Source organism: Streptomyces hygroscopicus subsp. hygroscopicus, from assembly GCF_001553455.1.
In the GTDB taxonomy this organism is placed as follows: Bacteria; Actinomycetota; Actinomycetes; order Streptomycetales; family Streptomycetaceae; genus Streptomyces; species Streptomyces hygroscopicus.
Window position 1 is genome coordinate 1 of record NZ_BBOX01000415.1, and the last position, 19425, is coordinate 19425.

The 19425-nt window shown below is 71.5% G+C and carries 20 protein-coding genes and 3 pseudogenes; 15 read left to right on the plus strand and 8 right to left on the minus strand.

The window, feature by feature from the left end; genetic code table 11:
• Positions 1–212, minus strand: a pseudogene (locus AXW62_RS33855) (hypothetical protein); the annotation flags it as partial.
• Positions 213–537: 325 nt separating this feature from the next.
• Positions 538–804, minus strand: a pseudogene (locus tag AXW62_RS47290) (helix-turn-helix domain-containing protein); the annotation flags it as partial.
• Positions 805–930: 126 nt separating this feature from the next.
• On the opposite strand from AXW62_RS47290, the gene AXW62_RS33860 reads away from it, so the two are divergent.
• From AXW62_RS33860 to AXW62_RS33910, 12 genes are all read left to right on the plus strand, one after another.
• Positions 931–1464: a GNAT family N-acetyltransferase gene (locus AXW62_RS33860; RefSeq protein ID WP_060947837.1), complete on the plus strand. Its 534-nt coding sequence runs from the start codon at positions 931–933 to the stop codon at positions 1462–1464.
• Between the two features lie 100 nt (positions 1465–1564).
• A complete protein-coding gene (locus AXW62_RS47295) occupies positions 1565–1648 on the plus strand; it encodes a putative leader peptide (protein ID WP_309471194.1) in 84 nt (27 codons plus the stop codon).
• A gap of 259 nt (positions 1649–1907) precedes the next feature.
• Positions 1908–3602, plus strand: a complete 1695-nt coding sequence (locus tag AXW62_RS33865; RefSeq protein ID WP_060947838.1) for a nitrite/sulfite reductase — start codon at positions 1908–1910, stop codon at positions 3600–3602.
• Between the two features lie 33 nt (positions 3603–3635).
• Positions 3636–3821: a hypothetical protein gene (locus tag AXW62_RS33870; protein ID WP_030834635.1), complete on the plus strand. Its 186-nt coding sequence runs from the start codon at positions 3636–3638 to the stop codon at positions 3819–3821.
• On the plus strand, positions 3818–4516 hold the full coding sequence (locus AXW62_RS33875; protein WP_030834636.1) for a phosphoadenylyl-sulfate reductase: 699 nt from the start codon (positions 3818–3820) through the stop codon (positions 4514–4516). The genes AXW62_RS33870 and AXW62_RS33875 overlap by 4 nt, the downstream gene beginning before the upstream one ends.
• Positions 4516–5088, plus strand: a complete 573-nt coding sequence (gene cysC / locus AXW62_RS33880; protein ID WP_030834637.1) for an adenylyl-sulfate kinase — start codon at positions 4516–4518, stop codon at positions 5086–5088. Before AXW62_RS33875 ends, cysC begins: the two co-directional genes overlap by 1 nt.
• 115 nt (positions 5089–5203) lie before the next feature.
• A complete protein-coding gene (cysD, locus tag AXW62_RS33885; protein ID WP_030834639.1) occupies positions 5204–6142 on the plus strand; it encodes a sulfate adenylyltransferase subunit CysD in 939 nt (312 codons plus the stop codon).
• Positions 6143–6144: 2 nt separating this feature from the next.
• Positions 6145–7512 (plus strand): sulfate adenylyltransferase subunit 1, encoded by a 1368-nt coding sequence (locus AXW62_RS33890; protein WP_060947839.1) that lies wholly within the window; start codon positions 6145–6147, stop codon positions 7510–7512.
• Between the two features lie 213 nt (positions 7513–7725).
• Complete coding sequence (locus AXW62_RS33895; RefSeq protein ID WP_060947840.1) at positions 7726–8883, plus strand: ABC transporter substrate-binding protein; 1158 nt, start codon at positions 7726–7728, stop codon at positions 8881–8883.
• A gap of 75 nt (positions 8884–8958) precedes the next feature.
• On the plus strand, positions 8959–9783 hold the full coding sequence (locus tag AXW62_RS33900) for an ABC transporter ATP-binding protein (protein ID WP_060947841.1): 825 nt from the start codon (positions 8959–8961) through the stop codon (positions 9781–9783).
• The gene (locus AXW62_RS33905; protein ID WP_079115922.1) at positions 9770–10741 is read left to right on the plus strand and encodes an ABC transporter permease; all 972 of its coding nucleotides are present in this window, start codon (positions 9770–9772) and stop codon (positions 10739–10741) included. Before AXW62_RS33900 ends, AXW62_RS33905 begins: the two co-directional genes overlap by 14 nt.
• A 44-nt stretch (positions 10742–10785) precedes the next feature.
• Positions 10786–11538 carry a sirohydrochlorin chelatase gene (locus AXW62_RS33910; protein ID WP_060947842.1) on the plus strand — a complete coding sequence of 251 codons (753 nt, stop codon included), beginning with the start codon at positions 10786–10788 and terminating at the stop codon, positions 11536–11538.
• Positions 11539–11648: 110 nt separating this feature from the next.
• Here AXW62_RS33910 and AXW62_RS47300 read toward each other — a convergent pair.
• The 3 genes and pseudogenes from AXW62_RS47300 to AXW62_RS33920 form a co-directional block, all read right to left on the minus strand.
• Positions 11649–11753 (minus strand): annotated as a pseudogene (locus AXW62_RS47300) (short-chain dehydrogenase); the annotation flags it as partial.
• A 5-nt stretch (positions 11754–11758) separates the two neighbouring features.
• The gene (locus AXW62_RS33915) at positions 11759–12901 is read right to left on the minus strand and encodes a wHTH domain-containing protein (RefSeq protein ID WP_060947843.1); all 1143 of its coding nucleotides are present in this window, start codon (positions 12899–12901) and stop codon (positions 11759–11761) included.
• 63 nt (positions 12902–12964) lie between these two features.
• Positions 12965–13906, minus strand: coding sequence for an STM4015 family protein (locus tag AXW62_RS33920; RefSeq protein WP_252368834.1), 942 nt, complete (start codon positions 13904–13906; stop codon positions 12965–12967).
• Between the two features lie 76 nt (positions 13907–13982).
• On the opposite strand from AXW62_RS33920, the gene AXW62_RS43445 reads away from it, so the two are divergent.
• Both AXW62_RS43445 and AXW62_RS33925 read left to right on the plus strand, forming a co-directional pair.
• Entirely contained in the window at positions 13983–14093 is a 111-nt protein-coding gene (locus tag AXW62_RS43445; RefSeq protein WP_107308585.1) for a phosphodiester glycosidase family protein, read from the plus strand.
• 158 nt (positions 14094–14251) lie between these two features.
• Positions 14252–14839 carry a Uma2 family endonuclease gene (locus AXW62_RS33925; protein WP_063817712.1) on the plus strand — a complete coding sequence of 196 codons (588 nt, stop codon included), beginning with the start codon at positions 14252–14254 and terminating at the stop codon, positions 14837–14839.
• Positions 14840–14959: 120 nt separating this feature from the next.
• Here the strand turns inward: AXW62_RS33925 and AXW62_RS33930 are convergent, their stop codons facing one another.
• The 3 genes from AXW62_RS33930 to AXW62_RS41865 form a co-directional block, all read right to left on the minus strand.
• The gene (locus tag AXW62_RS33930; protein WP_060947846.1) at positions 14960–16180 is read right to left on the minus strand and encodes a S8 family peptidase; all 1221 of its coding nucleotides are present in this window, start codon (positions 16178–16180) and stop codon (positions 14960–14962) included.
• A 447-nt stretch (positions 16181–16627) separates the two neighbouring features.
• Entirely contained in the window at positions 16628–16957 is a 330-nt protein-coding gene (locus tag AXW62_RS44215; RefSeq protein ID WP_060947847.1) for a hypothetical protein, read from the minus strand.
• 35 nt (positions 16958–16992) lie between these two features.
• Positions 16993–18156 carry a CDP-alcohol phosphatidyltransferase family protein gene (locus AXW62_RS41865; RefSeq protein WP_060947848.1) on the minus strand — a complete coding sequence of 388 codons (1164 nt, stop codon included), beginning with the start codon at positions 18154–18156 and terminating at the stop codon, positions 16993–16995.
• A 196-nt stretch (positions 18157–18352) separates the two neighbouring features.
• On the opposite strand from AXW62_RS41865, the gene AXW62_RS33945 reads away from it, so the two are divergent.
• Entirely contained in the window at positions 18353–19306 is a 954-nt protein-coding gene (locus tag AXW62_RS33945) for an aminoglycoside phosphotransferase family protein (protein WP_060947849.1), read from the plus strand.
• Positions 19307–19425 lie beyond the last annotated feature (119 nt).

Sequence of the window (19425 nt, forward strand, 5' to 3'; positions counted from 1 at the left end):
CCGCTAGAGGTCCAGGAGACCCCGGCGGCGCGCAGCCGGTTCGCCGCGTCGGAGTGGCTGAGCTTGGTCACCGCCACGGCGGAGGGGGCGTCGGCGGCCGGGGGAACGCTGGGGGCGGCCACCGCGCTCTGCGCGGTGAGAACGCCGGTGGTCGCGAGGACCGCGCCGCCGAGCAGCGCGCCGAGTCTGGTCCGGATGCGGGTCATAGTCATGGTCGTCTTCGTCTCCTTCGTCTGCGGATACGTCTGCGGATACGTCTGCGGATCCGTGGACCGTCGAGGACGGCGGCGGCACGATCCCAGCCCTGGGGGGCGGATGGGCGGCCACCGGGGAAAATGGGGACAGCGGGATCGGAGCAGCTCGGAGCAGCCCACTCCCCGTCTCACCATCTGAGACAGCGGGTGCGGCAGGGACCGCTGAGGCGGCGGTGGCCCCGGTTCGGGCGGCGGATACGGCGGCCGGGGCGCGGGAGACGGCCCGTTTGCGCTCGGCGTCGGCCAGAACCCAGCGCCGGTGCGGTTCGAGCAGTTCCTCGCCGCTGGCCCCGCACGCCTTGCCGAACCGTGCGATCACCTCGTAGTCGCCGGGCACACTCATCCCCGAGCAGTAGCGGTGCGACGCCGAGCCGCTCACCCCGCCGCGGGCCGCAAGCGCCGCGTGACTGCGGTCCGCCTTCCCCTTGAACTCGCGCAACGGCTCGGCGAACTCCGCCACGTCCCCCGCCCCGGACACCCCGACCACGCCCTCCCCGTGTGAGCGATCCCCATGGAGCGATACCCGTTCGAGCGGCACCCGTCCAGCCATCGCGTGGCGCGATACCCGTCGAGCCGGCCCCGTGGAGCGATACCCGTCGAGCCGGCCCCTTGAGCGATCCCCCTTGAGCGATACCCGTCAATGGCGAGTCAACGCGTCCATGGTTGTCTGTCCACCATGAGCATCACCGTGACCACCTGGTACCTGGAGCAGACCGCTCCCTCGGACCTCGGCCCGGCGGCGGAGCCGCCCGCCGCGGCGGAGGTGCGGATCGTCCGGGCCGGGGTGCCGAGCCCCGAGTTCAGCCACTTCCTCTACACGGCGGTGGGCTCCGACGTGGCGTGGACCGATCGGCTGGTGTGGTCGCGTCAGGCGTGGGAGGAGTATCTGCACCGGCCCGGGGTGGAGACCTGGGTGGCGTACGAGCGCGGCACCCCGGCCGGGTACATCGAGCTGGAGGGGCAGGACGAGGGCGTGGTGGAGATCGCCTACTTCGGGCTGATCCCGCCGTTCCGGGGCCGCCGCATCGGCGGGCATCTGCTGACCTGGGGCACCGCCCGCGCCTGGGACATGGCCGAACGGTGGCCGGACCGCGCACCGACCAAGCGGGTGTGGGTGCACACCTGCAGCAAGGACGGGCCGTACGCCCTGGACAACTACCGCCGCCGGGGCTTCCGGATCTTCGACGTCAGGACGTCGAACGAGAAGTGACCGAGTGACCGACACCACAATGTCTTGGTATTCGAGACGGAACAGTCCGGATAATGGATAAAGGTGGACTCGCCAGAGACCACCATGCGACGCTTCCGTCATGTCTCGAGCTGGAATCGCCTTGGTGAGTCGACGCCACGTCGACCTCGGACGCATGTCCAGCGCGATCTGTCCGGCGGGCTGACCCGCACCTCGCACAGGGCCCCGAGGCCCCGGGCAGCACCACCGCAGACCACCGCATCTCCCTCCGCCCCCGACGACGTGGGCGAGCGCGCACGCCTCGACACTTCCCCGCCAGCACCTCGCACCGGTCACCGCCGGTCACCGCCGGCTGTTACCGGTTATCGCCGTACCTCCTGTCCGCCTGCCCACGCGCAGGTCAAAAAGGGTGCGCGCGAGCACCATCCGCCGCATCAGAGCCGCCCAGAAGGACATACACCGCCATGGCTGCCACCCCGGAACGCGCAAGCGCAACGCCCCGCCGCAAGGCCGGACGCCACCGCGGCGAAGGCCAGTGGGCCGCGGGGCACTTCACCCCCCTCAACGGCAATGAGCAGACCAAGAAGGACGACGACGGTCTCAATGTGCGGACACGCATTGAGACGATCTACGCCCAGCGCGGCTTCGACTCCATCGACGGCGCCGATCTGCGCGGCCGGATGCGCTGGTGGGGTCTTTACACCCAACGCAAGCCCGGGATCGACGGCGGCAAGACCGCGATCCTGGAGCCGGAGGAGCTGGACGACGAGTACTTCATGATGCGGGTCCGGGTGGACGGCGGCCGGCTGACCACCGAGCAGCTGCGGGTCATCGGCGAGATCTCCCAGGAGTTCGCCCGCGGCACCGCGGACATCACCGACCGGCAGAACATCCAGTACCACTGGATCCGGATCGAGGACGTGCCCGAGATCTGGCGCCGCCTCGAGGCCGTCGGCCTTTCCACCACGGAGGCGTGCGGTGACACCCCCCGCGTGATCATCGGGTCACCGGTCGCCGGGATCGCCGAGGACGAGATCATCGACGGCACCCCCGCGATCGAGGAGATCCACCGCCGCTACATCGGCAGCAAGGAGTTCTCCAACCTGCCGCGCAAGTTCAAGACCGCGGTCTCCGGCTCCCCCGTGCTCGACGTGGTGCACGAGATCAACGACATCGCGTTCGTCGGTGTCCGCCACCCCGAGCACGGCCCCGGTTTCGACCTGTGGGTCGGCGGCGGCCTGTCCACCAACCCCAAGATCGGCGTCCGGCTCGGCGCCTGGGTCCCGCTGGAGGAGGTCCCGGACGTCTGGGCCGGGGTCACCGCCATCTTCCGCGACTACGGCTACCGGCGGCTGCGCAACCGCGCCCGCTTGAAGTTCCTGGTCGCCGACTGGGGCCCGGCGAAGTTCCGCCAGGTGCTGGAGGACGAGTACCTGGGGCGCCCGCTGATCGACGGTCCCGCGCCCGAGCAGCCGGTCCAGCGGTGGCGTGACCACGTGGGCGTCCACCGCCAGCGGGACGGCCGCTACTACGTGGGTTTCGCGCCGCGCGTCGGCCGGGTGGACGGGACGACCCTCACCAAGATCGCCGAGCTGGCCGAGGCACATGGCTCCGGGCGGCTGACCACCACCGTCGAACAGAAGATGATCGTCCTCGACGTGGCCGAGGACCAGGTGGAGTCGCTGGTCGCCGGGCTGGAGGCGCTGGACCTCCAGGTCAAGCCGTCCCCGTTCCGGCGCTCCATGATGGCCTGCACCGGTATCGAGTTCTGCAAGCTGGCGATCGTCGAGACCAAGGCGCGCGGCTCCTGGCTCATCGACGAACTGGAGCGCCGGCTGCCCGAGTTCGACGAGCCGATCAGCATCAACCTCAACGGCTGCCCGAACGCCTGTGCCCGTATCCAGGTGGCGGACATCGGTCTCAAGGGCCAGCTGGTCATGGGCGCGGACGGCGAGCAGGTCGAGGGCTACCAGGTGCACCTGGGCGGCGCCCTGGGCCTGGAGCCCGGCTTCGGCCGCAAGGTGCGCGGCCTGAAGGTCACCGCCGCCGAACTCCCGGACTACGTGGAGCGGTTGCTGCGCCGCTTCCTGGCGGAGCGCGAGGAGGGCGAGCGCTTCGCCACGTGGGCGAGCCGAGCCGGTGAGGAGGCTCTCAGATGAGTGAGCGCGCCGGTGCCGAGCGGGGGCGGCGCGATGAGTGAGCGGGCCGCGCCGTTCTACTGCCCCTACTGCGGGGACGAGGACCTGCGTCCCTCACCGGAGGGCCATGGCGCATGGGAATGCGCGTCCTGCAACCGCGCGTTCCGCCTGTCGTTCCTCGGGCTGCTGGCCAAGGGCCTGCGGCACGACCCGGTCGATGAAGGGGGCACGGCGATATGACACGGCTTGAGGACACCGATCTCGAGGGGCTCGCCGAGCGGGCGGGCCGCGACCTCGAGGACGCCCCGGCGCTGGAGATCCTGCGCTGGGCGGCGGACACCTTCGGATCGCGGTTCTGTGTCACCTCCTCGATGGAGGACGCGGTGGTGGCGCACCTCGCCTCGCGCGCCTTCCCCGGGGTCGATGTGGTCTTCCTCGACACCGGCTACCACTTCCCCGAGACCATCGGCACCCGCGACGCGGTGGCCGCCGTGATGGACGTCAACGTCATCACGCTGACGCCCCGTCAGACGGTCGCCGAGCAGGACGCCGAGTACGGCCCCCGGCTGCACGACCGCGACCCCGACCTGTGCTGCGCGCTGCGCAAGGTCCGGCCGCTGGAGGAGGGGTTGCGGGAATATGACGCCTGGGCGACGGGACTGCGCCGGGACGAGTCCCCAACCCGCGCCGCCACCCCGGTCGTTGGCTGGGACGCCCGGCGACGTAAGGTGAAGATCTCGCCGATCGCCCGCTGGACTCAAGCGGATGTCGACGCCTATATCGCCGAGCACGGTGTGCTGACCAACCCCCTGCTGATGGACGGCTATCCGTCGATAGGCTGCGCGCCCTGCACCCGCCGGGTACTGGAGGGCGAGGACATACGGTCCGGCCGCTGGGCGGGAAGCAGCAAGACCGAGTGCGGACTGCACGGCTGATGGCTGTCGACCAGGAGAACGAGATGAGCACCCCCACGACCACCGGTGCCACGGTGTGGCTGACCGGTCTGCCGAGCGCGGGAAAGACCACGATCGCCTATGCGCTGGCCGAGCGGCTGCGCGGCGAGGGCCACCGGGTGGAGGTGCTCGACGGGGACGAGATCCGCGAGTTCCTCTCCTCGGGGCTCGGTTTCTCCCGCGAGGACCGGGACACCAACGTCCAGCGGATCGGCTTCGTCGCCGAGCTGCTGGCCTCACACGGCGTCACGGTGCTGGTCCCGGTCATCGCCCCGTACGCGGACAGCCGCGAGGCGGTGCGCAAGCGCCACCAGCGGGAGGGCACCCCCTATCTGGAGGTGCATGTCGCGACGCCCGTGGAGGTGTGTTCCAAGCGGGATGTGAAGGGGTTGTACGCGAAGCAGGCCGCGGGGGAGATTTCGGGGCTGACCGGTGTGGACGACCCCTACGAGGCCCCTGCCGACCCGGATCTGCGCATCGAAACCCACAAGAACGGGGTGCAGGAGTCGGCGGCCGAGGTGCGGTTGCTGTTGAGTGAAAGGGGGCTGCTGTGACCCGTGCTCGGGCGTTCCCCGCACCCGGGCGCCCGGCGCCCGGCAGTGCCCACGGCAGAGCCGCCGATGCGACGGAAAGCTACTACCGCAGCCGAGCGAACGAAAGGGGCGCGGCATGACGACCGTGACGGCGATCGACGCGGACGAGGGCGCGGGCCTGTACGCGCTCGCGCACTTGGACGCGTTGGAGTCCGAGGCGGTGCACATCTTCCGGGAGGTGGCGGGCGAGTTCGAGCGGCCGGTGATCCTGTTCTCCGGCGGCAAGGACTCCATCGTCATGCTGCACCTCGCGCTCAAGGCGTTCGCCCCGGCGGCGGTGCCGTTCTCGCTGCTGCACGTGGACACCGGCCACAACTTCCCCGAGGTCATCGCCTACCGGGACGACACGGTCGCCCGGCACGGACTGCGGCTGCACGTGGCCTCGGTGCAGGAGTTCATCGACAACGGCCGGCTGCGGGAGCGCCCGGACGGCACCCGTAACCCGCTGCAGACCGTGCCGCTGCTGGACGCCATCGAGCGGAACCGCTTCGACGCGGTGTTCGGCGGCGGCCGGCGGGACGAGGAGAAGGCCCGCGCCAAGGAGCGGGTGTTCTCGCTGCGGGACGAGTTCGGCGGCTGGGACCCGCGCCGGCAGCGCCCCGAACTGTGGCAGCTCTACAACGGCCGCCACTCCCCCGGTGAGCACGTGCGGGTCTTCCCGCTCTCCAACTGGACCGAGCTGGACGTGTGGCAGTACATCGCCCGGGAGAAGATCGACCTCCCGCGGATCTACTACGCACATGAGCGCGAGGTCTTCCGGCGCGGTGGCATGTGGCTGGCGCCCGGTGAGTGGGGCGGTCCGAAGGACGGCGAGACGGTGGAGCGGCGCATGGTGCGCTACCGCACCGTGGGCGACATGTCCTGCACCGGTGCGGTGGAGTCGGACGCGGTGACCATCGAGCAGGTCATCGACGAGATAGCCGCCTCCCGGCTGACCGAGCGGGGCGCGACCCGCGCCGACGACAAGCTGTCGGAGGCCGCGATGGAGGACCGCAAGCGCGAGGGGTACTTCTAACCATGACGAGCAATCTGACGTCCGGGGAGCAGGCCGCCGCGGCCGCCGTCGAGCGGTCCGCCGCCACCTCGCAGCTGCGTTTCGCCACCGCGGGATCGGTGGACGACGGGAAGTCCACCCTGGTCGGGCGGCTGCTGCACGACTCCAAGTCGGTGCTGGCCGACCAGCTGGAGGCCGTGGAACACGCCTCGCGCAGCCGCGGCCAGGAGGCCCCGGACCTGGCACTGCTGACGGACGGGCTGCGCGCGGAGCGCGAGCAGGGCATCACCATCGACGTCGCGTACCGCTACTTCGCCACCCCCAAGCGGCGGTTCATCCTCGCCGACACCCCCGGCCATGTGCAGTACACCCGCAACATGGTCACCGGCGCCTCCACCGCCGAACTCGCGGTGGTCCTGGTGGACGCGCGCAACGGCGTGGTGGAGCAGACCCGGCGGCACGCCGCGGTCGCCGCCCTGCTGCGGGTCCCGCACGTGGTCCTCGCCGTCAACAAGATGGACCTGGTGGACTACGCGGAGCCGGTCTTCGCCGCCATCGCCGAGGAGTTCACGGCCTACGCGGCCTCGCTGGGGGTCCCCGAGATCGTCGCCATCCCGATCTCGGCGCTCGCCGGGGACAACGTGGTGACCCCGTCGGCGAACATGGACTGGTACGGCGGCCCGACCGTGCTGGAGCACCTGGAGTCCGTGCCGGTGGGCACCGACCCGTCCCAGGACCCGGCGCGTTTCCCGGTGCAGTACGTGATCCGTCCGCAGACCGCCGAACACCCCGACTTCCGCGGCTACGCGGGCCAGATCGCCTCCGGTGTGCTGCGCGTCGGCGACGCCGTCAGCGTGCTGCCGTCCGGCCGGACGTCCACCATCACCGGGATCGACGCGCTGGGCGCGCTGGTGGACGTGGCCTGGGCCCCGCAGTCGGTGACCGTCACGCTCGCCGACGACCTGGACATCTCGCGCGGTGACCTGATCGTGCCGAGCGACCACGCCCCGCAGACCACCCAGGACGTCGAGGCCACCGTCTGCCACCTGCACGACCGTCCGCTGCGCGCGGGCGACCGGGTGCTGCTCAAGCACACCACCCGCACGGTGAAGGCGATCGTCAAGGACATTCCGTCCCGGCTGACGCTGGCCGATCTGTCGCACCACCCGGCGCCGGGCGAGCTGGCCGCCAATGACATCGGCCGGGTGGTGCTCCGCACGTCCGAGCCGCTGGCGCTGGACACCTACGACGACTCCCGGCGCACCGGGTCCTTCCTGCTCATCGACCCGGCCGACGGCACCACGCTGACCGCCGGGATGGCGGGCGACTCCTTCGCGGCATCGGCCAAGGGCGGCGAGGCCGCCGAGGACGACGAGGGATGGGACTTCTGACCATGGCCGGTGAGGTGTTCTCGACGTTCGCCAAGGAAGGCGGCCGGGTGGGCAGCGGTGCGCTCGGCAGCGGTCAGGGCGGGGTCGGACGATGTGCGGGCTGACATCGCCGCCGTTGTCCGCCGTTGTCCGCCGCTGTCCCGCACCACCGAAAGCCACCTGATCCGCCGGGCGCCCTCTGACGCCGTCCCGGCCCGTCGAGAGGAACACCCCGTGTCGTCTGCCCAGCGCCTCCTCCCCGCGCGACCAGCCGAGCGCCCCCGCCGCCGCACCCGGCTGCTGGCGGCGGCGGCCGCCTTCCCCCTGCTGCTGGGCGCGCTGGGCGCCTGCGGCTACGGCTCGGAGAAGAACGGTGACGACCAGGGGTCCTCGGCCCTGCCCGCGGCCGGCGGTGAGAAGATCGACGGCCTGGACAAGGTGAAGGTCGGCTACTTCGCCAATCTGACCCATGCCACCGCGCTGGTGGGGCTGCGCAAGGGCGGCCAGATCCAGCAGGAGCTGAAGGGCACGAAGGTCTCGCCGTTCGTCTTCAACGCCGGGCCGTCGGAGATCGAGGCGCTCAACTCGGGCTCCATCGACATCGGCTGGATCGGCCCCTCGCCGTCCATCAACGGCTATGTGAAGTCGCACGGCAAGAACCTCAAGATCATTTCCGGGTCGGCCTCCGGGGGCGTCAAGCTCGTGGTCAACCCCAAGAAGATCAAGACGCTGGACGACGTCAAGGGCAAGAAGATCGCCACCCCGCAGCTGGGCAACACCCAGGACGTGGCGTTCCTCAACTGGGTCGCGGGCAAGGGCTGGAAGGTCGACCCGCAGAGCGGCAAGGGCGATGTGTCGGTGGTCCGCACCGACAACAAGGTCACCCCCGACGCGTACAAGTCCGGAGCCATCGACGGCGCGTGGGTGCCCGAGCCGACCGCGTCCAAGCTGGTCGCCGAGGGCGCCAGGACGCTGCTGGACGAGTCCTCGCTGTGGCCGGACAAGAAGTTCGTGATCACCAATGTGATCGTGAAGCAGTCGTTCCTCAAGGAACACCCCAAGGTGGTCGAGGCCGTACTGCGCGGCTCGGTGAAGACCAACGCCTGGATCAAGGCCAACCCCGACCAGGCGAAGGCCGCGGCGAACGCCGCCCTGAAGAAGGAGACCGGAAAGCCGCTGCCCGCCGAGGTGATCGACCCGGCGTGGAAGTCCATCCAGGTCACCGACGACCCCCTGGCCTCCACGCTGGACACCGAGGCGGACCACGCGGTCAAGGCCGGGCTCCTGGAGAAGCCCGACCTGGGCGGCATCTACGACCTGGCCCCGCTGAACAAGGTGCTCAAGGCCGAGGGCAGGCCGACCGTCTCCGCCGCGGGCCTGGGCACGCAGTAGCGACCGTCCGTCCCGTACGCACGCCACGCACACGTACGCACGTCTGCATGTACGCATCCATCAGGAGGTGACCGGATGTCCCCGGCACTGACCACCGAGAAGGACGACCGGGCGGGCGCCGCGGCCGCGGGCTCGCCCGGCCCCTCCGGCTCCACCGGGTCCGTCTCGATCGCCCACGTCCACAAGTCGTTCGGCCGCCCCGGGGCCGCTCAGCCCGTGCTCGACGACATCAACCTCACGGTGCGGCCCGGGGAGTTCGTCTGCCTTCTGGGGGCCTCCGGCTGCGGTAAGTCGACCCTGCTCAATCTGATCGCCGACCTGGACAAGCCGTCCGCCGGGACCATCGAGGTGCCCGGCGGCCGGCCGGCCCTGATGTTCCAGGAACACGCCCTGTTCCCGTGGCTGACCGCGGGGAAGAACATCGAGCTGGCGCTGCGGCTGCGCGGGGTGCCGCGCGCCGACCGCAGGCCGCGGGCCGAGCAGCTGCTGGAGCTGGTGCGGCTCGGCGGCGCCTACGGCAAGCGGGTGCACGAGCTGTCCGGCGGTATGCGGCAGCGGGTGGCGCTGGCCCGTGCGCTGGCGCAGGACTCGAGCGTGCTGCTGATGGACGAGCCGTTCGCCGCGCTCGACGCCATCACCCGCGATGTGCTGCACGAGGAGCTGACCCGGATCTGGCGCGAGACGGGCGTCTCCGTGCTGTTCGTGACCCACAACGTGCGCGAGGCCGTCCGGCTGGCCGAGCGCGTGGTGCTGCTGTCCTCGCGGCCGGGGCGGGTCGTCCGCCAGTGGACGGTGGACATTCCGCAGCCGCGCCGCATCGAGGACGCGGCCGTCGCCGACCTGTCCGTCGAGATCACCGAAGAACTGCGTGGGGAGATCCGCCGCCATGGCCAGAGTTAAGACCACCCGCGGCGCCGCGGCCGAGCGGGACACCGACGGCGGGACCGAGTCCGTCCGGGAGCAAGCGGCGGCCCCCACCGGCGAGGGCGAGTCCACCGCCGGGGACCTGGCGGGCCTGGAGGCCGGTCTGGACGCCCTGGACGCGGTGCAGACCAAGCGCGTCTCACCGGCCGAGGTGCTGGTCCAGAAGGTGCTGCCGCCCATCGTGGCCGTCGCCGTCGTCCTGGCCCTGTGGAAGGTGCTGGTCCTGGCGAAGGTCACCGACGACTACAAGCTCCCCGACCCGGGGCTCGTCTGGGACGCGCTGCGTCAGCTGTGGCTGCGGGGCGAACTGCTGGACATCATCTGGACCAGTGTCTCGCGCGGCCTGTTCGGCTTCCTCATCGCGCTGGTGATCGCGACCCCGCTGGGTCTGGTCGTCGCCCGGGTGAGGTTCATCCGCGCCGGGCTCGGCCCGATCCTGTCCGGGTTGCAGTCGCTGCCCTCGGTCGCCTGGGTGCCGCCCGCGGTGATCTGGCTGGGCCTGAACGACCAGATGATGTACACCGTCATCCTGCTGGGCGCGGTCCCCTCCATCGCCAACGGGCTGGTCGCCGGCATCGACCAGGTCCCCCCGCTCTTCCTGCGGGCCGGCCGCACCCTCGGCGCCCGCGGTCTGGTCAGCGCCCGGCACATCCTGCTGCCCGCCGCGCTGCCCGGTTACGTCGCCGGGCTCAAGCAGGGCTGGGCGTTCTCCTGGCGCTCCCTGATGGCCGCCGAGATCATCGCCAAGTCCCCGGACCTGGGCCTGGGGCTCGGCCAGTACCTGGAGAACCAGCGCAACAACTCCGATATGGCGGGGGTGCTGCTCGGCATCCTGCTGATCCTCGTCGTCGGCATCGCCATCGAGCTGCTGATCTTCGCGCCGATCGAGCGCCGGGTGCTGCGCAGCCGCGGCCTGCTGGCGAGCGCCCGCTGACCCGGAAAGCCACGGACCACCACGGAGAGCCGGAGAACGCCACCATGTCCGCCCCGACCCTGCTGATCATCGCCCACGGCAGCCGCGACCCGCGCCATGCGGCGACCGTCGACGCGCTGCGTGCGCGGGTGCGGTCGCTGCGGCCGGGGCTGCGGGCGGAGGCGGCCTTTCTGGAGTTCAACGCGCCACGCGTACCGCGGGTGCTGGCCCGCCTCGCCGCGGAGGACGCCACCGAGGTGATCGCCCTCCCGCTGCTGCTGACCCGCGCCTTCCACGCGAAGTCCGACATCCCGGCGGTGCTGCGCGAGGCCACGGCCCGCCACCCCCGGCTGTCCGTCCGCCAGGCCGCGGTCCTGGGCCCGTCCCCGCTGCTCGTGGCCGCCCTGGAACGCCGCCTGTACGAGGCGGGGCTGCGCCCCGCCGACCGCCGCTCGACCGGGGTCGTCCTGGCCGCGGCGGGCTCCACCGACCCGGAGGCGATCGCGGTGATCGCTGAAATCGCGCGGGAGTGGCGGCACACCGGATGGTGCGCCGTGCGACCCGCGTTCGCCTCCGCCTCCCTCCCCCGCACCGAGGACGCCGTCCGCGCGCTGCGCGCGGACGGCGCCGCCCGGGTGGCCGTGGCCCCCTACGTCATCGCCCCCGGCCGCCTCCCCGACCGCATCGCGCGGGGCGCCGAGGCCGCGGGCGCGGACTTCCTGGCCCCCGTCCTGGGCCCCGCCCCGGAACTGGCCCGCCTGCTGCTGGACCGCTACGACGAGGCCCGCACGGCGCCCCCGGCCCTGCTGACGGCCTGAGAGCCGATCCGGGCGGCCTGCCCCGACCGTACCCAGACGCCTGCCGGGGCCGCCGATTGCGGAGACCAGCCGGACGGCCGCGGTCGCGCACACTCAGATCTCGTTCAGCCGGTCGCCGCGTACCCGCCGAGCGTCTCGTCGCCCACCTCCACGCCGGTGGAGCCGCTCAGGATGACCGAAGCGCCGTCGTTGAGCAGCGGCAGAGCCTTCCGCACGGGTGTCACCCGCGCACCGCGCCGCACACCTCCGGGTAGTCCACCTCGTCGGGCAGCCGGTAGCCCAGCGCGGTCAGCCGCGCCGCGACATCGGCCGGGCTCCGCCCGGTCAGGCTCGCGCTGCGCAGGACGTGCTCGAGGTGGACGCCGTCCAGGAACGAGCGGTCGACCGTCTCCAGGAGCCTGATGTCCTCCGGGTCCGCGACCTGGGGCAGCTTGGCGTTCTCATGCAGCCAATGCCCCAGCTCGGCCAGGCGCGCGGCGATGTCGGCGGGGGTCCGGCCGGTGGCGAGGGCCGCGCGCAGGATGTGCCGCAGTTGCACCCCCACGACGGTGTTCACCTTCAGCCAGGGGCGCCGGCCGTCGAGGTTCTCGCTGATCAGGCGCAGGTCGTCCGCGTCCAGGGAGTCCGGCACGGTGCTCGGGCGGTCGGCGCCCAGCTCCGCCAGGCGGGCGACGATGTCCTCCGGAGTGCGGCCGGTCTCCCGCGCCACGGTGACCACGTGTCCGAGAGCCGCGCCGGGGTGCGCGAGGATCAGCGCGTCGTCGGGTTCCGGGGTGTACGGCAGCCGGATGCCGAGGGCGAGCAGGCGGGTGGCGACGGTGTGCGGATCGCACCGCAGCTCCCTGGCCACGCGGAACACATGCCGGAGGCTCGCCTCCGCGTCCCAGTCCAGGAACTCGGCACTGCCCCGGGGGTCGGTGCGGATCAGCATGATGTCCCGGCTGTCCGGGGTTTCGGGCAGCGGGCGGCCGGCCGGGACCGTATAGCCGAGGGCGGTCAGCCGCCGGGCGGCCTCGGCGGGGCCGAGCCCCCGCTCCCCCGCGGCGGCGACCAGGTTCCGCAGCGAGACGGGCTCGTCCAGCCCCATCCAGGAGAGGTTGTACGTGTCCGCCTTGAGCAGCAGGGCGTCCTCCCGGGCCACCGTGGAGGGCAGCGGGACACCGGGAAGCTCGACGTCGGAGTAGCCCAGTGCGGTCAGCCGCGACACGACGTCGGCCGGGGCGCACCCCGCCGTGGCCGCGGCGAACAGCACGTGGCCGAAGGGCACGCGCTCGCCGGGCCTCAGCTGGGAGGTGTGATGGCCCAGACGGAGACGGGTGAACCGGAGGTCCTCCGGGTCCTGGGATTCGGGGGTGTTCGACATGGTGGGCCTTTCCAGAGCGGTGAGGGTGCGAGGGACGAGCGGGGTGAGGTCCGGGCCGGAGGGTCATTCGGCCACGGCGATGTAACGGCCGTCCGCCCCGTCCTCCTCGTCGTCGTCCTCCCACTCCTCCTCGTCCCGCTCCTGCTTCCCGATCAGGTTCACCCGGACCCCCGCGGGCTCCAGCGCCGTCCATATCCGCAGCATCATCTCTTCGCTGAGGAAGTGGTGGGAAAGGTCGAGCTCCGCGAGGTGGGTGAGCGGCTGCCCGTGCAACAGCGCCTCCGCGCCCTGGTCCGAGAGCGTGCCCATGGACAGGCTCAGCGAGGTGAGCCGCGGCACGACCGGCGCGGCGGCCACCGCGGCGGCCAGCTCGTCCTGGATGGGGCTGTTCTGCAGCCCCAAGTGGCGCAGCGCGGGCTTGCGTTCACCCGCGAGGAGCGGGGCGAGCTGCTCGACGGTGGTGCCGCCCCCGTACCAGTCGTCGCCCAGCCACAGCTCCAGCCGCTCGAGTGAGGGCAGGTCGGCGGCGGCGACGTTCTCCGCCACCTGCGGGGGCAGTCCGCCGGACTCGATGCGCAGCGCCCGCAGCCCCGGGTGCCCCGCCACCGGGAACTCCAGCCCGGCCCCGCCGCGGACGACGAGCTCCCGCAGCCCGGGGAACGCCTCCAGCAGCGGTGTGAGGTCGGACTGCTCGATCGAGGAGATCATCTCCTCCTCGTCCTCGATGTCGCCGAGGAAGACCGCTTCGAGTCCGGTCAGCCGGGAGCTCAGGTCGGTGAGCCGGGTCACGCTGTCCATGCCGTAGCCCAGGACCAGCGCCCGCACCTTCTCCAGCTCCACCGTGCCGGTGAAGCGCTCCCAGCAGACGTCGGGGTCCTCGTCGGTGGGGTACGGCCCGGACTGAAGACGCCATGCGACGGAAGCGGCATCGGCCAGCAGCGTGGCGGGGGTGTACGGCGGAACGGTCAGTACCGGTAAACCGTGGAAGTTCCGGGCGTGTTGCACGTACGACAAGGCTGAGGCTCCCAAGGCTCCGTGTCCGACAGCTGTGCGACATGTTCTATCAGCAGCCTCCGACAACATGGACGGCGGCGGCTCCACCGCCATGGCCGTGAACGGCAGGATCGCCAACGTCACCTCCGACACGACGGGCGAACGTGCGGTGGGCGGCACGATCCAGGTGGCGCCGTAGCGGGGCACCCTCGCCATCCCCGTGTTCGACTCACTCCTGTGGGTGATATTCACCCTTCTGGCCGCTGCCTCGCGGCTCGGAGTGGAAGCGTCGGCAGTCGTCAGAGCTGCGTGCCATGCTGGAGCCGAGGAACACACGAGGAGGCGGTGGTGACGATCATGAGCGTCGCTGAGACGCGAATCGACGATCACGAAGGCCCCTGGACGGTCGAGGACGTCCTTGCACTCCCGGAGCATCCGGCACGCGCCCGCTTCGAACTCGTGGACGGTGTCCTCATGATGTCCCCTGCTCCTGACTGGGACCACCAGACCGTGTCTTCCGCATTGCACAGTCAGATCAAGGCCGCCCTGGCCCGGTCGGGCGCGCCGTTCCGCTCAGGCGAAGCAGTGAACGTGACGGGGGAAGCCAGACTGTTCATTCCCGACATCGCCGTCGTGGACCGCGCCGCCGTCCCACGCGGCACACTGGCCGCGCCTCTCCACGCGGCCCTGCTTCTGGGTGAAATCGTGTCGCCGTTCAACCGGGCCGCCGACCGCATCCTGAAGCCCGCGCTCTACGCCCAAGCGAAGGTGCCCGCCTATTGGCGGGTCGAGATGGAACCAGACCTGTGCGTGGTGGTGCACGAATTGGACGGAGACACCTACCGCGAGGCGGCCACCATCACCGGCAAGGCATCCGTCGACGTCGCCGGAGAGTTCACCGTCGAACTGAATCTCGACTCCGTACGCCAGGAGCTGGAAGGCTGAGGCCCGGGCCTGACCCTCCGGGTAGAACACGAAGAGCGGGCCCGACCGCCCAGGGGCACAGCCGGGTGGTCTCGCTGCCCGGCTGCGCCCCTGGGACTGATCACTTCACCCGTAGGGGACTTACTCCACGACCCGCAGCAGCTTGTTGGGCGTGCCCTCACCCGGGTTGGAGATCTTGTCGGCGGTCGCGCCGTCCGTCAGCGCCTTGGCCACGTCGGCCGGAGCCGCGTCCTGGTGGCCGCTGAGGTAGACGGCGGCGGCGCCCACGACGTGCGGGGTGGCCATCGACGTACCGGAGATGGTGTTGGTCGCGTCGTCGCCGGTGTTCCAGTCGGAGGTGATGTCCGAGCCGGGGGCGTAGATGTCCACGACCGAGCCGTAGTTGGAGAAGTCGGACTGCTCGTCCTGGTCGGTGCTGGAGGCGACGGTGATCGCGTCCTCCACCCGCGCGGGCGAGCTCTGGCCGGCGTCGCTGGACTCGTTGCCCGCCGCGACGGCGAAGGTGACACCGGAGTCGATGGCCTTCTGCACGGCCGCGTCGAGCGCCTCGTCCGGGCTGCCGCCCAGGCTCATGTTGGCGACGGACGGGCCCTCGTGGTGCCCGGTGACCCAGTCGATGCCCGCGACGACCTGCTCGGTGGTGCCCGAGCCCTGGTCGTCCAGGACCCGCACCGCGACGATGTTGGCCTTCTTGGCCACGCCGTGCTCGGCCCCGGCGATGGTGCCCGCCACGTGCGTGCCGTGGCCGTTGCCGTCGTCGGCGTCGTCGTCGTTGTCGACCGCGTCGAAGCCGGAGGTGGCGCGGCCCTCGAAGTCCTTGTGGCTGGTGCGCACGCCGGTGTCGATGACGTACGCGGTGACGCCCTCACCCGCGCTGTCGGGGTAGTTGTACGCGTCGTCGCCCTTGGTGTCTTCCTGGTCGATCCGGTCCAGGCCCCACGAGGGCGGGTTCTCCTGGGTGCCCTTGATGGTGTACCGGTGGTTCTGGACCACCTTGGCCACCGACGGGTCGGCGGCCAGCCGCTTGGCCTCGGTCTCGGTCAGCCCGCTGGCCGAGAAGCCGTTGATCGCGGAGTGGTAGGTGCGGCGCAGCTTCCCGCCGTAGGTCTCGGCGAGGTCCTTGCCCTTCTCGGCGGCCTTGACGCTCTTGCCGCCCTTGAGCATGACGATGTAGCTGCCGTCCACGGTGTTCGCGGCCTGGGTGCCGTACACCGTGCCCTCGGCGGGGTGCGTGGTGGCGGCGCCGGCCGGAACGGCCGCGAAAACACCGGCGGTGACGGCGGTGGCGGCGGCCACGGCCAGACCGAGTCGACGCGCGTTGCGCTGCTTGTGAACTGCCATGACGAGGGTTCCTCCTCGTGCGGTTGTGGGGGGTTGTCCGCACCGGACCGCGGATGGCTGCCGATCCCTCAAGTGCGGAAGAGCCGGAGTGTGTTGGGGCCACTCGGGTTCTGACAAAAACCCTGACTGATGAGTACGGGTCAATTCAAGATCCCCGACCAGGTGTGACGTAGGCAACGTCGTTCGCGTTCCCTCGCCGGGCCAACCTTCTTCCCGCGCACGGGGCCTGGATCGGGAAGGCAGGGCCGGTACCGCTCTGTCGGCGGAGACATCCACCGCGGGCGTCACCGGTGAGCGGGATGGGTCGCCCAGCGCCCGCGGCCCAGCGTTCTCCGGGTGTGCTGGAGAGGGGCTGCCACCAGGGCGATCAGGGGATGCGGTGGCGGACACAGACCGCTTGGGGAAACCGCGCGGGACAGCCGCCCGCACGGGCGGCTGGAGCGCCCGTCACCGGTGGGCGGCGGCCGGGGGCCGGGTGCCGCTGGTCAACCTCGCCTGGCCGTCGGCTCGATGGCGGGTGTGGCGGACGTGGCGGACGTGGCGGACAGCGCGCAGGTTCCCGGCGAGTCCGGGCGCGTCTCGAAGATTCTCGACGAGGCGGGCATTGACGAAACGGCAGGGGAAACCGTGCCGATCCAGGGCGAAGGACGGCGGGCCCACGGCGAACGACCCGGCCTGCCGCGAGGCGGTCGGCACGGTGATCGACGGGGTACGCGCCACCGGCCGGGTGACCGCCGTCGCGTCACCGCGCCGGTGCCGGACGCGGACGACCGGCACCGGCAGGCCGGTGGACGACCGGAACGGGCCGTGGCTCAGGAGTTGACCGGGGCGGCGGCCGTCTCGAAGGAGTTGATGGTGCGGGTGAAGTCCCGGGTGGACAGCAGCAGCTTGTAGATGATGGCCAGTTCGAAGATGAGCAGCAGCACGCCCGATACGACGGTCGTCGCCACCACCGCGTCGACGGCCGGGCCGATGATGAACACGCCCATCTGGAACTCGACACCGCTGATGAGATGCGCCCGGATGCGGTGGCGCAGCAGGAAGTTCCGGCACCGGACCCACCAGGGGAAGCGGCGCCGGAACTCCTGGTGCAGATCGACGACCGCGGTGCGGCGGCGGGCCGGAGCCTGAGCCGGGGCCGGGGCGTCAGTGGCGGCCCCTGTCGCGGCCGCGGTGGACGGCGCCGACGCGCCGTCCAGGGCGCGGGTGGCCGAGAGGGCCGGTGCGGCAGAGGTGACCGGTGCGGCCGAGGTGGTCTCCAGGGAGGACGCGGCCGGGGTGACCGACGTGGCCGGGGTGGCCTCCATGGCGGATGTGGCGGGTGCCGGCTCCAGGGGGGCCACCGGCTCCAGGGGGGCCACCGTGTCGCGGTCCGTCTCCAGATCGGCCTCGGGGTTCTCCCGCAGCAGGTCCTCCATGAACGCCAGCTCGGCCTGGTTCTCCGCCTTGCGGGCCGCGCGCATCCGGGCCTTGATCTGCTTGCGCATCCCATGCCGGATCTTGAAGATCTCGAGAGAGTCGATGTAGCGCAGCGCGTCCAGGGAGGCCACGGCCAGCGCCAGCCACAGATACAGGACGTCGTCCGTGCGCGCGTACTGGCCGCCCATCAGGGCGACCGAGCAGACCAGCACCCGGATCCGGTCGAAGACGAAGTCGAGCCAGGCCCCGAAGACCGAACCGGTGCCGGTCAGCCGGGCGAGCTTGCCGTCCATGCAGTCGAAGATGAAGCTCACGTGGTAGAGCACGGCCCCGAGCAGCAGCCATCTCCAGTCGCCCTGAGCGAAGCAGGCGGCGGACCCGAGGCCCACCAGGAACGCGCCCCAGGTCAGTTGGTTGGGGGTGGCCCGGGTGTACTTCGCGATCCAGCGGACCAGCGGTGTGGCCACCGGGTCCACGAGCATGACGGTCCACCACGCGTCTCGCTTCTTCTCGGTGATCCTGCGGACCTCGGCGAGCGGCGGTATGTCTCGGGGCATGGTCAGTCTTCCTGGCGTTCGAAAAGAGTTCACTTGAAGGTAAGAACCACGTAAGACAAAGGACAAGACGTGGTGAGGGCAACCTTTGCCGCGGGGTAACGGTCTGCGTGGGGGACCCGGTCGATGGCACGGTCAGGTGCCGAGGACGACGAGTCCGCCATGGTGAGGAGACCGCGCCGGTCCCCCGTCGCGCCTGATGCGAGACTGGGAGCGGAACGATCAGGAGGGTGCGGCGGTGGCGGATCTCGCCTTCACGGAGGAGCGGGCGCGAGCGGTGCTGTCGGCCGCGCTGCCGCCCTACCGGGCCGGTACGGCGGAGGCCCGGGTGCTGGCCCTCGGCGAGAACGCCGTCTTCGCCCTCGACAGCCTGTCCCTGGTGGTCCGGATCAGTCGCGATCTTCAGGTGTGGGACCGGGCCGCCCGGGAGCTGAGGATCGCCGACTGGCTCGCCCGGGAGGGGCTGCCCGCGGTGCGTCCCGACCGGCGCTTCGGCTCCGAGCAGCCGCTGCCGTTCGGGGGCCATCTCGTCACGTACTGGCGACAGTTGCCCGAGCCCGTACGGCCCGCCCGGCCGCGCGACCTCGCGGAACTGCTGCGGATGGTGCACGCGCTGCCCGACCCACCGCCCGATCTGTGCCCGCTTCCGCTGCCGCGCCGCGATCTGCTGGGCGGGGTCGAGCGCTGGCTGCGGGTGGCCGGGGACGCGATCGACCCGGCGGACGCGGCGTATCTGCGCGCCCGCCGGGACGACTTCGCGACCGCCGTCGAGGAGCTGACCCCGCGGCTCACCCCCGGCCCGATCCACGGCGACGCGCTGCCGAGGAATGTGCACGTCGGCCCGGACGGGCCCGTGCTGGTGGACCTGGAGACCTTCTCCCACGATCTGCGCGAGCACGATCTGGTGGTGATGGACCTGTCCCGGGACCGCTATGGGCTCGGCGCGGCGGCGTACGACGAGTTCGTGGCGGAGTACGGCTGGGACGTCCGGGAGTGGCCCGGCCACGCGACGCTGCGGGGCGCGCGGGAGACCGCGGGCTGCGCGTGGGTGGCCCAGCACGCGCCGGGCAACGCGGCGGCGCGGGCCGAGTTCGCGCGCCGGGTCGCCTCCCTGCGGGAGGGGGACACGACGGTGCGCTGGCACGCCTTCTGAGCCCGCCCGCCCACGCGCCCACGCGCGCATGCCCCCTGACCACCGCCCAGGAAACCGCCCCGGGCCCGCCACCGGACGACTCCTCCCAGCACCCCCGCCGCCCGACGACTCCCCCAGCA